The organism is Methylobacterium symbioticum (assembly GCF_902141845.1).
GTDB classification, from domain to species: domain Bacteria; phylum Pseudomonadota; class Alphaproteobacteria; order Rhizobiales; family Beijerinckiaceae; genus Methylobacterium; species Methylobacterium symbioticum.
This window is the reverse complement of record NZ_CABFPH010000139.1, coordinates 1-11,021: the sequence shown is the minus strand read 5'-3', so window position 1 is coordinate 11,021 and position 11,021 is coordinate 1. Positions and strand designations below refer to the sequence as shown.

8 protein-coding genes are annotated in these 11,021 nt (G+C 72.8%); 4 read left to right on the top strand and 4 right to left on the bottom strand.

The window, feature by feature from the left end; translation table 11 throughout:
* From MET9862_RS26295 to MET9862_RS26280, 4 genes are all read left to right on the top strand, one after another.
* Positions 1-1,389 (top strand): Do family serine endopeptidase (locus tag MET9862_RS26295; RefSeq protein ID WP_306438916.1); only part of this gene is annotated, 1,389 nt, incomplete at its 5' end.
* A 351-nt stretch (positions 1,390-1,740) separates the two neighbouring features.
* Complete coding sequence (locus MET9862_RS26290; RefSeq protein WP_142585906.1) at positions 1,741-2,820, top strand: glycosyltransferase family 4 protein; 1,080 nt, start codon at positions 1,741-1,743, stop codon at positions 2,818-2,820.
* A complete protein-coding gene (locus MET9862_RS26285) occupies positions 2,817-3,890 on the top strand; it encodes a glycosyltransferase family 2 protein (RefSeq protein ID WP_142585905.1) in 1,074 nt (357 codons plus the stop codon). Before MET9862_RS26290 ends, MET9862_RS26285 begins: the two co-directional genes overlap by 4 nt.
* Before the next feature lie 138 nt (positions 3,891-4,028).
* A complete protein-coding gene (locus MET9862_RS26280) occupies positions 4,029-5,099 on the top strand; it encodes a glycosyltransferase (protein WP_142585904.1) in 1,071 nt (356 codons plus the stop codon).
* A gap of 51 nt (positions 5,100-5,150) precedes the next feature.
* On the opposite strand, the gene MET9862_RS26275 is transcribed toward MET9862_RS26280, so the two are convergent.
* The 4 genes from MET9862_RS26275 to MET9862_RS26260 all read right to left on the bottom strand — a co-directional run.
* Complete coding sequence (locus MET9862_RS26275) at positions 5,151-5,999, bottom strand: response regulator (RefSeq protein WP_142585903.1); 849 nt, start codon at positions 5,997-5,999, stop codon at positions 5,151-5,153.
* Between the two features lie 101 nt (positions 6,000-6,100).
* Complete coding sequence (locus tag MET9862_RS26270; RefSeq protein ID WP_142585902.1) at positions 6,101-7,141, bottom strand: tyrosine recombinase XerC; 1,041 nt, start codon at positions 7,139-7,141, stop codon at positions 6,101-6,103.
* A 52-nt stretch (positions 7,142-7,193) separates the two neighbouring features.
* Positions 7,194-10,334 (bottom strand): efflux RND transporter permease subunit, encoded by a 3,141-nt coding sequence (locus tag MET9862_RS26265; RefSeq protein WP_142585901.1) that lies wholly within the window; start codon positions 10,332-10,334, stop codon positions 7,194-7,196.
* Positions 10,335-10,343: 9 nt separating this feature from the next.
* The coding region (locus MET9862_RS26260; RefSeq protein WP_142585900.1) for an efflux RND transporter periplasmic adaptor subunit at positions 10,344-11,021 on the bottom strand (678 nt) is incomplete at its 5' end.

The following is an 11,021-nucleotide window of genomic DNA, read 5'->3' as shown; positions in this document are numbered from 1 at the left end:
ACCACGATGGCGAATTCGTGCCAGAGGCTGGTGGCGAGCGCGGCCAGGAACCGGTCGAGGCCGCGCACGGACGGCGCGCAGGCCACGGGCCGCGGGCCGCAGCTCCCGCCCGGCACCCCCTTCGAGGACCTGTTCGAGGAGTTCTTCAACCGCCGCGGCGGCCGCGGCGGCGGCGGCGAGAGCGAGACCCCGCGCACCCAGCGCAAGTCGAACTCGCTGGGCTCCGGCTTCATCATCGACGCCTCCGGCATCGTGGTGACGAACAACCACGTCATCGGCGACGCCAACGACATCCAGGTCATCCTGCACGACGGCACCAAGCTGAAGGCGGAGATCATCGGCAAGGATTCGAAGATCGACCTCGCCGTGCTGCGGGTGAAGCCGACCGCCGAGCGGCCGCTCAAGGCGGTGCCCTTCGGCGATTCCGACAAGATGCGCCCGGGCGACTGGGTGATGGCGATCGGCAACCCGTTCGGGCTCGGCGGCTCGGTCTCCGCCGGCATCGTCTCGGCCCGGGGCCGCAACATCGAGTCCGGCCCCTACGACAACTACATCCAGACGGATGCGGCCATCAACAAGGGCAATTCCGGCGGCCCGCTGTTCAACATGAGCGGCGAGGTGATCGGCATCAACACGGCGATCCTGTCGCCCACCGGCGGCTCGGTCGGCATCGGCTTCGCGGTGCCCTCGGGGAGCGCCAAGCCGGTCATCGACCAGCTCCGCGAGTTCGGCGAGGTCCGCCGCGGCTGGCTCGGCGTGCGCATCCAGAACGTGGACGACACCACCGCCGAGGCGCTCGGCCTGAAGGGCGGCGCCAAGGGCGCGCTGGTGGCCGGCGTCGACGAGAAGGGCCCGGCCAGGACCGCCGGCCTCGAGGTCGGCGACGTCATCGTGCGCTTCAACGGCAACCCGGTGAAGGCGTCGAGCGACCTGCCGCGCATCGTCGCCTCGACGCCGGTCGGCCAGAAGGTCGACGTGGTGATCGTGCGCAAGGGCGAGGAGCAGACCAAGGCCGTCACCCTCGGCCGCCTGGAGGACACCGACAAGCCCCAGCCCGCCAATATCCGCCAGCCCGAGCCCGAGAGCGCGGTGCGTCAGGCGCTCGGCCTCAACCTGTCGGGCATGACCGACGAGCTGCGCCGCCGCTACGGCATCAAGGACAGCGTCAAGGGCGTGGTCGTCACCCGCGTCGACCCGAACTCGACGGCCTCCGACAAGCGCATCCAGGCCGGCGAGGTCGTGGTCGAGGTCGGCCAGGAGGCGGTGAGCACGCCCGCCGACGTGACGAAGCGCGTGGACGCCCTGAAGAAGGAGGGCCGCAAGTCCGTCCTCCTGCTCGTGGCCGCGGCGAGCGGCGACGTGCGCTTCGTGGCCCTGGGGCTCGACTGACGGTTCGACGGCCTGTCGGGCGGACCCGCTGCGGATCCCGCCCGTCCCCTCCTTCACCTCAGGATGAGGTGGAATATCGGAGAAGGGCTCCGGCCCGTCTCGAAAAGCCGACCAGACCTTCGCGGCGCCCGGCGGATGACACCCACCGGGCGCCGTCGTCTTGTCGCACCGCGAATGGTGACGGTTCAGCAAACTTTCAGCGCGACCACAGTTGAATGCATTCCATGCCGGGCGGTCCCGCGCCGGCATGAGGGAAACCAGGCCACAGATTCGCATCTTCAACAACGGCCCGGATCCCCGTCCCCCTCAGCATTTCCCCGAACTGCTGTCACTCCAACCTCGGTTCGCCGCGTGAAGATCGCTGTCATCGCCCATCTGAAGTATCCGATCGGCCAGCCCTACGCGGGGGGCCTCGAGATGCACACCCACCTGATGACGCGGGCTTTGCGCCGACGGGGGCATGAGGTCACGCTGTTCGCCTCCGAGGGCTCGGATCCGGCGCTGGCGACCTGCGTCTGCCCGCCGACCGGCGAGGATCTCGGCGATCCCGTGCGCTGGGCCGCGATCGAGGCGGCCGAGCACGCGGCCTACCGCGCCATCCTCGACACGATCCGCGCGGGCGATTTCGACCTCGTGCACAACAACTCCCTGCACGCCCTGCCGCTCGCCGAGAGCGGCAGCTTCGACATCCCTTGGGTCACGGTGCTCCACACCCCGCCCTTCGCGTCGCTGGTCGAGGGCGTGCGCGCCGCGCGCGCCGACATGCGCTTCCTCTCGGTCTCGCAGACGCTGACCCGCGAATGGACCGAGCTGCTGCCCGGCCTCGAAGTGGTGGCCAACGGCATCGATCTGGCCACCTTCCCCTACAGCGCCGAGCCCGATCCCGAGCCCCATGCCTTCTGGTTCGGCCGCATCGTGCCGGAGAAGGGGCTGCATCTGGCCATCGACGCCGCCCGGCAGGCCGGACTGCCCCTGGTCTTCGCCGGCCCGAAGCTGAACCCGGCCTATTGGGAGGCCGAGATCGCGCCGCGGCTCGGGCCCGACCTGACCCATCTCGGCCATCTCTCGCACCGCGACCTCGCGACCCATCTCGGCCGCGCGCAGGTCGCCGTGGTGACGCCGCGCTGGGAGGAGCCCTTCGGCCTCGTGGTGGCCGAGGCGCTCGCCTGCGGCACGCCGGTGGCCGCCTTCCATCGGGGCGCCATGCCCGAGATCCTCGACGCCTCCTGCGGGCGCCTCGCCGATGCGGACGACGCGGCCGACTTGGCCCGGGCGATCCGCGGGGCGGCCGCCCTGCAGCGCCGCGACGCCCGCCACCGGGTCGAGGCGCATTTCAACGCCGACACCATGACCGCGCGCTATGAGGCGGTCTATGCCGAGATGCTGGGGCAGGCCGCCCTGGGCCGGCAGCTCCTCGACGCCGCGGAGTGAGGCCGGTGCGCGCCGTCGTCTGCATTCCCGCCCGCGATGAGGCGGAGCGCCTGCCCCGGCTGCTCCGCTCGCTCGCCGCGCAGACGGGCCTCTCCGAGGCGCTGCGCGTCGTGGTGCTGGCCAATTCCTGCACCGACGGCACGCCGGACATCGTGAGGCGCCTGGAAGACGAGGGCGCGCTGCGGCCCCTGGCGCTGCGCCTCGTCGAGGTGGAGCTCGTGGGCGCCGAGGCCCATGTCGGCACCGCCCGCCGCATGGCCCTGGAGGCCGGGGCGGACTGGCTCGCTGAGGACGGGGTGGACGGCGCCCTGCTCACCACCGACGCGGATGCCTGGGCGCCGCCGGACTGGGTCGCGACGAACCTCGCGGCCCTGGACCAGGCCGACGTGGTCGGCGGCCGCTTGGTGATCGACGCGGATACGGAGATCGAGCCGGCGCTCGCCGACCTGCACGCCCGGATCGAGCGCTACTGGTCGGCCGTGCGCGCGCTGGAGGACATCCTCGACCCGCCGGCCCACGACCCGGCGCCCCGGCACGGCGACCACACCGCCGCGAGCCTCGCGGTGCGCGCGAGCCTCTACCGCGCGGTCGGCGGCCTGCCGGCGATCCCCTGCGGCGAGGACAACGCGCTGGTGGCCCGCCTCACCCGGGCCGGCGCCCGCCTGCGTCACTGCCCGCGGGTGCGGATCCACGTCTCCGACCGGCGCCAGGGCCGCGTCACCGGCGGCATGGCCACCGAGATGGCGCGCCGGGCCGAGGCGGTGCGCGCGGGCGGAGCCTACGAACTGCCCGAGGCCGGCCTCTGGCACGGCCTCGTCGCCCGGCGCGCGGCGCTCCGTCAGGCCTGGCGCCAGGGCGAGGCGGCCCGCCGCCGCGCCTGTCGTCTGCTCGGCCTGGACGAGGCCGATATCGCCGCGATCGAGGCCGAGCCCTGCCCGAACGACATCGCCTTCGTCGAGCGCACCCATGCCCGGCTGGAGGCGCGCGCCGCGCCCGCCCGCTTCGTCCCCCTCGACGTGGCGATCGCCGATCTGGAAGCCCTCGCCCGCGGCCTGCGCGCGGCGGCCTGAACGTCCGGGTTTCAAAAGGCCTCAGGCCTTTGGCGGGTCGAGGCGCGGAGCCCTGGGGCTCCGCGTCAGGGCTCCGCCCCGACACCCCGCCAAAGGGATGATCCCTTTGGGATCCCGGATGCGAGAACGAGTGCGATCATGACGCGCGGCATCGGCTACTACGTCCACCATCAGGGCGTCGGGCACTGGCAGCGCGCCTGCGCCATCGCCGCCGCCCTCGACCGGCCCTGCACCCTGATCGGTACCCTCGCGGGCGTCGAGACGGCCGAAGCGCCCGGCCCGGTGCTCGACCTGCCCGACGATCGGCTGGACGACGGCTTCGCAGGCCTCGACGGCGAGGCCGAACGGCCACGATCCCTGCACTACGCGCCGCTCGCCCATCCCGGCATCCGCGCCCGCATGGCGCGCATCGCCGCCTGGGCGGCCGACACCGACCCGCTGCTCCTCGTGGTCGACGTCTCGGTGGAGGTGGCGCTCTTCGCCCGCCTGCTCTCCCTGCCGAGTCTGGTCTTCCGCCTCGCCGGCACGCGGACCGACCTGCCGCATCTCGAGGCCTTCCGCTCCGCCGACCGGCTGATCGCGCCCTTTCCCGCGGCTCTCGAGGCCGAAGGCGTGCCGGATTGGGTGCGCGCCAAGACCGATTACGCCGGCTTCCTCGGCCGGCCGATCGCGCAACGCCCGGGCGCGGAAGCTGGCGCCGACGGACCCATCGTCGTGGTGTTCGGCCGCGGCGGCGGCGGCGGCGCGCATGCGGATCTCGCCGCCGCGGCGCGTTCCGTGCCCGAGCGGGACTGGCACGTGCTCGGCCCCGTGACGGGATCGGGGACGCTGCCGGCGAATCTCCACCTGCACGGCTGGGTCGCGGACGCCGATCCGTGGATCGCGCGGGCCGGCCTCGTGGTGGGCGGGGCCGGAGACGGCGTCGTGGCCGCGGTCGCGGCGCGGGGCAAGCGGTTCGTCTGCCTGCCCGAGGAGCGGGCCTATGGCGAGCAGATCGAGAAGGCCCGCGCCCTGGCCCGGCTCGGCGCGGCGGTCGTGCACGCGGGCTGGCCGGAGGCGGCGCTCTGGCCCGGCCTCGTCCGGGCCGGACTGGCCCTCGATCCGGCCCCCATCGCGGGACTCTCGGATCCGCACGCGATCGGGCACGCCGCCGCCCTGATCGAGCGGCAGGCGCGCCGGCGGGAGTCGGCGGCGTCCGGCTCGCGCTGAAGGGGGCAGGGCGCGGGGAGGCGTCGTGGTCCCCGGGCGCCTCCGGGCCGGTCAGGCCGTGCGGCGGGTGGGGGCGAGGTCGGCGATGCGCAGGAGCGCGGTCGGGGCCGGCGGCGCGGTGATCGCGTTGAGAAGATAGGGGCGGCGCAGGCCCAGCGCGTGGTGCAGCGCGAGGTCGATGTCGCGGGCGTAGAAGGGCATCCGCAGGATCGAATCGACGCCGAAGAACCGGGCGGCCTGGGCGATCGGCTCGGGATCGCCCGCCGTCAGCAGGGTGATGCGGGTCGAGAGGCCGAGCGGCTGGGCCTGGCAGGCGAGTTCCAGCCCGTCGAGGCCGCCGAGCTTGGCGTCGATGAAGGCGAGGTCGTACTGGGCGAGGCTGAGCTGCTTGAGGGCGTGGCGCCCGTCATCGGTCTCCTCGACCACGAAATTGAAGCCGCTGCGGGCCAGCACCCGGCCGATGGCGTTGCGCCCGTTCTCGGAGGATGAGGCGAGCAGGATGCGGGTCGGCTGCCGGCGGCGCGCATCGGCATGCATCAGGCTCTCGATATGGGCCGGATCGAGGGGCGTCTTCAGCACCTCGTAGGCGCCGAGGCTGGTCGCGAGGTCCTGCCATTGCGGCATGACCCGGGCGGTGATCAGGACGAGGCTCCCCAGGACGCCGCCGGTCTTGCGCGACACGGCGACCGCCTCGGGCCCGCTCAGCCCGGCGAGCTGGAAGCCGACGAAGGCCGTCGTCGGCTTCTCGGCCCGGATGATCTCGATCAGCTCCGGCCCGGCATCGGTCTCGCGGATCCGGGCGCTCGCATCGAACCGACGCACGATCCCGGACAGCGTCGCGCGCCGGCCCGAATCGCTGTCCGCGATGACGACGCGTGCGCCGGCGGTGCTGTACGGCATGGGGTCCTGTCCACAGTGCTGTCGGACCCGATATGAGCCATAAAGGTGAGCGGTGCCTTAATCCGAAGCCGGATGCCGAAATCAAGTCCGTACAACTTTAACTATCGCGCCTCGACTTGAGGGACGATTGCAGAGTTGACAATTCGAGCCTGTTCGAGCCCGGCGGCGACACGGCCGGCGCGTGGATGCGCGGCGTCGAAGGCGGAGAGCAGCCGGGCGGCGTCGATCTTCGTGTAGAGCTGCGTCGTCGAGAGCGAGGCGTGTCCGAGCAACTCCTGGATGGCGCGCAGCTCGCCCTGGCGGGCCAGGAGATGGGTGGCGAAGGAGTGGCGCAGCGCGTGGGGCGTCGCGCTGTCCGGCAGGCCGAGCGCGCCGCGGGCGCGGGCCACCGCGTACTGGATGATGCGGGGCGAGAGCGGGCCGCCCTTGGCGCCGACGAAGAGGGGCCCCTCCGGCGGCAGGGCATGCGGGCAGGCGGCGAGATAGGCCGCGACCGCCTCGGCGACGACGGGCAGCACCGGCACCATGCGCTGCTTGCCCCCCTTGCCGAGCACGGTGACCGCGTCGGTGCCGGGGACTGGCGCGTCGCGGCGCGTGAGCCCGAGCGCCTCCGAGATGCGCAGGCCCGATCCGTAGAGGAGGGCCAGCACCGCCGCGTCGCGGGCGAGGATCCAGGGCTCGCGCTCGCTATCGGCCTGGAGATCCGCGTCGGTCAGGGCCTTGGCCGCGGCGACGGGGAGCGGGCGCGGCAGGCGCCGCTCCACCTTCGGCGCGCGCACGGCACCGAGCGCCGGCATCGTGCCGTGCCCCTCGCGCTCCAGATAGGTCGCGAAGGAGCGCAGCCCCGCGAGCGCCCGCATCAGCGAGCGCCCGCCGATATCCTCGGCCCGGCGCGCGGCCATGAAGGCGCGGATGTCGCGGGGCTTCAGGGCGATCAGGCGGGCGATGGTCGGCGGTCCGCTCCGGGCCGCGAGATGGGCGAGGAACTGACGCAGGTCGCGCTCGTAGGCGACCACGGTGTTGGCGGCCATGCGCCGCTCCTGCGCCAGGGCGGCGAGCCAGCCGCGCATCGCCGCGTGCAGGGCCTCGTCCCCGGGCGTGAGCGGGCTGGTCTCGACGGGACGTCGCGCGGCTGTCGTCATCGGCACAGCCAAGCGCGGCGGGGCTTGCGGTGGCGTTAACGCGCGCGCCGCCTCACTCCGCCGCCACCGGCGCGCGGTAGGGCCGGCCGTCATTGGCCGGCTGGTCCGGCCCTGCGAAGGGGGCCTCGTCGAGAGGATCGTCGCGCTCGCCGACGAAGCGGCCGAACAGGCGCCCGAACAGGCGCGAGAGATCGTCCATCAGGATGAAGATCGCGGGCACGAAGACGAGCGAGAGCAGGGTCGAGACGATCAGGCCGCCGATCACCGCCACCGCCATCGGCGCCCGGAACTCGCCGCCGATGCCGAGCGCCATGGCCGAGGGCACCATGCCGGCGGCCATGGCGATGGTCGTCATCACGATCGGCCGGGCGCGCTTGCGGCCGGCATCGACGATGGCGGTCACCCGGTCGACCCCGCGATGCATCTCCTCCACCGCGAAGTCGATGAGCATGATGGCGTTCTTCGTCACCACGCCCATCAGCATCAGGATGCCGATGACCACCGGCATCGAGATCGGCATGTGGAAGACGAGGAGCCCGAGGATCGCGCCGCCGATCGAGAGCGGCAGCGAGAACAGGATCGTCATCGGCTGCAGGAACGAGCCGAACAGCAGGATCAGCACGCCGAACACCATCATCAGGCCGGCGCCCATGGCGAGTGCGAAGCCCTCGAAGACCTCGCCCATCACCTCGGCATCGCCCGTCTGGCGGATGGTGACCCCGGGCGGCAGGGTCCTGGCCGCGGGCAGGCTCAGGACCTGCTCGATGAGGGAGCCCAGCGCGTCGGTGCCGCGCATGTCGCCCTCGATCGCCACGCGCACGGCGCGGTCGTAGCGGTCGATCGCGGTCGGGCCCTGGCCGAGGCTGATCTCGGCCACCGTGGCGAGCGGCACCGCGGCGCCTCCCTTCACCGGCACCTTGAGGGCGCCCAGCGCATCGAGGTCGCCGCGCAGGCGCTCGGGGAGCTGCACGCGGATCGGCACCTGCCGGTCGACGGCGTTGAACTTGGCGAGGTTGGCGCCGATGTCGCCGATGGTGCCGACCCGCACCGTCTCGGCGATCAGGTCGGTCGAGACGCCGAGATCGGCCGCGACGCCGGGCTTCGGGCGGATGCGGATCTCGGTGCGGTCGAGGGGCGCCGTCGAGATCACGTTCACGAGATGGGGCACGCCGGCCGCCTCGCGCTGCAGGCGCGCGGCGACCTCGGCCACCGCCGCCTTGTCGGGCCCGGCGATGATCAGGGCGAGGTCGCGCTGGCCGCCCTCGCGCAGCGCCCAGAAGCGGATGTCGGGCTCCTCGCGCAGGATGGCGGCGACGGCGACGTCGACCTGCTTCTGCGTGCGGTGGCGCTCGGTCTTGGGCACGAGGTTGATGGTCAGGCTGGCGAGCCGCACCTCCTTCTTGCCGGGGAGCTGGCGGCCGCCATCGACGAACACGCTCTTCACCTCGGGCAGCGCCCGGATCCGCTCGACCAGCCCGTCGCTCACCCGCACCGTGTCGGCGAGGCGGGCGCCCGGGGGCAATTCCACCACGAACAGGGTGCGGGCCTGGTCCTCGGCCGGCAGGAAGCCCGAGGGCAGCAGGCTCGTCGACCAGATCGAGGCGGCAAAGCAGGCAAGGCCCGCGACCAGGGTGACGAATTTGTGCCGCACGGACCACGCGACGAGGCGGGTATAGGCCCGCATCACCGCGCCCTCGCGGGCATGGTCCGGCCCGTGATCCCGCAGGAAATAGGCGGCGAGCAGCGGCGTGATCAGCCGCGCGACCAGCAGCGACATGAACACCGCCGCGGCGATGGTGAGGCCGAACTGCTTGAAGTACTGGCCGGCGATGCCCGGCATGAAGGAGACGGGCGCGAAGATCGCGATGATGGTCGCGGTGATGGCGATGACGGCGAGCCCGATCTCGTCGGCCGCCTCCAGCGCCGCCCGGTAGGCCGACTTGCCCATGCGCATGTGGCGGACGATGTTCTCGATCTCGACGATGGCGTCGTCCACCAGGATGCCGGTCACCAGCGTGATCGCGAGCAGGCTGACCGCGTTCAGCGAGAAGCCGAGCGCGCTCATCACCCAGAAGGTCGGCAGCACCGAGAGCGGCAGGGCGATGGCCGCGATCAGCGTGGCGCGCCAGTCGCGCAGGAACAGCAGCACCACCACGACGGCGAGCGCGGCGCCCTCGAGCAGGCCGAGCATGGCCGAGTGGTAGTTGCCGATCGTGTTGACGACGCTGGTGTCGATCAGGTCGAAGCGCACGTCGGGATTGGCCGCGTGCAACTCGGCGATCCGCTTGGCGACGCCGTCGGCGACCTGTGCGTCGCTCGCTCCCGTCGCCCGCGAGATGGCGAAGGCGACCACCGGCTCGCCGTTGAAGCGGGCGAAGGTGCGCGGCTCCTCGGCCGTGTCGGCGAGCGTGGCGAGCTCGTCGAGGCGGACCTTGCGGTTGCCGGGCACCACGATCGAGGTCGCCGCCAGCGTGTCGAGGCTGGCCGAGGCCGCGAGCGCGCGGATCGACTGCTCCTGGCCGCCGACCTCGCCGCGCCCGCCGGCCATGTCGGCGGAGGTGAGGCGCAATTGCCGGTTCACGTCCGCCGCCGTGATGCCGAGCGCCAGCAGGCGGTCCGTCTTCAGGGTGACGCGGACCTCGCGGGCGACGCCGCCCAGGCGCTCGACGCCGCCGACGCCCTTCACCCCCTGGATCGAGCGGGCGACCACGTCGTCCACGTACCAGGACAGGTCCTCGGGCGTCATGGCGGGCGCCGACGCCCCGTAGATCATGATCGGCAGGCCGGCGATCTCGACGCGCTGGATCACCGGCTCGTCGATGGTGCGCGGCAGGTTGATGCGGATCTTCGAGATCGCGTCCTTCACGTCGTTGACGGCGCGGTCCTGGTTCACCTCCAGGCGGAACTCGATCGTGGTGGTCGAGATACCCTCGGTGATGGTCGAGAGGATGTGCTTCACTCCCTTCACGCCCGCGACCGAATCCTCGACCCATTTCGTGACCTGGGTCTGCAGCTCGGCCGGCGCCGCGCCGGCCTGGGTGATCGTCACCGAGACGATCGGGATGTCGATGTTGGGAAAGCGGGTGATCGGCAGGGATCGGAAGCTGACGAGGCCGAGCACCATCAGCACGAGGAACAGCACGATCGAGGGCAGCGGCTTGCGGATCGCCCAGGCGGAGATGTTGAGGCGCATGGCTCGTCCTCAGCGCGCGTCCGCGAGCGGCTTCACGGCGTCGGGCGCCACCGGGCGGACCCGGTCACCGTCGCGCAGGAAGCTGCCGGCGCGGGCCACCACGCTCTCGTCCTCGGCGAGGCCGGAGCGGATCTCCGCGAAGCCCCCGGCGGTCAGGCCGGTCTCGACGGTGCGCGCCTCGACATGCCCGTCCTTCACGGCGAGCACGCCGACGCGCCCGTCCGCGGCGAAGAGCAGGCTGGAGACCGGCACCGCCACGCCGCGGCGCCTTGCCATCTCGACCGTGCCGCGGGCGAAGGCGCCGATGCGCAGGCGGGGATCGTCCGTGAGCGCGATGCGGACCTTGCCGAGCCGCGTGGCGCGGTCGACCTCCGGATAGACCCGGCGCACGCGGCCCGCGATGCGGCCGCCCTCCTCCAGCTCGAGGGCGGCGGGATCGTTCACCGTCAGGCGGGGCAGCTGCGTCTCGGGGATCTCGCCCTCCAGCTCGATCTCGCCGCGGGCGATCAGGCGGAACAGGGGCTCGCCGACCGCGGTCGCGGTGGCGCCGACGCGGGCGGTGCGGCGGTTGACGATGCCGGCCTCGGGCGCGCGGATCTCGGTGCGGGCGCGGCGCAGGGCGATCTCGGCCCCGGCGGCCCTGGCCGTGGCGAGGTCGGCCTCGGCCGCCTGCAGGCCGCCCCGGGC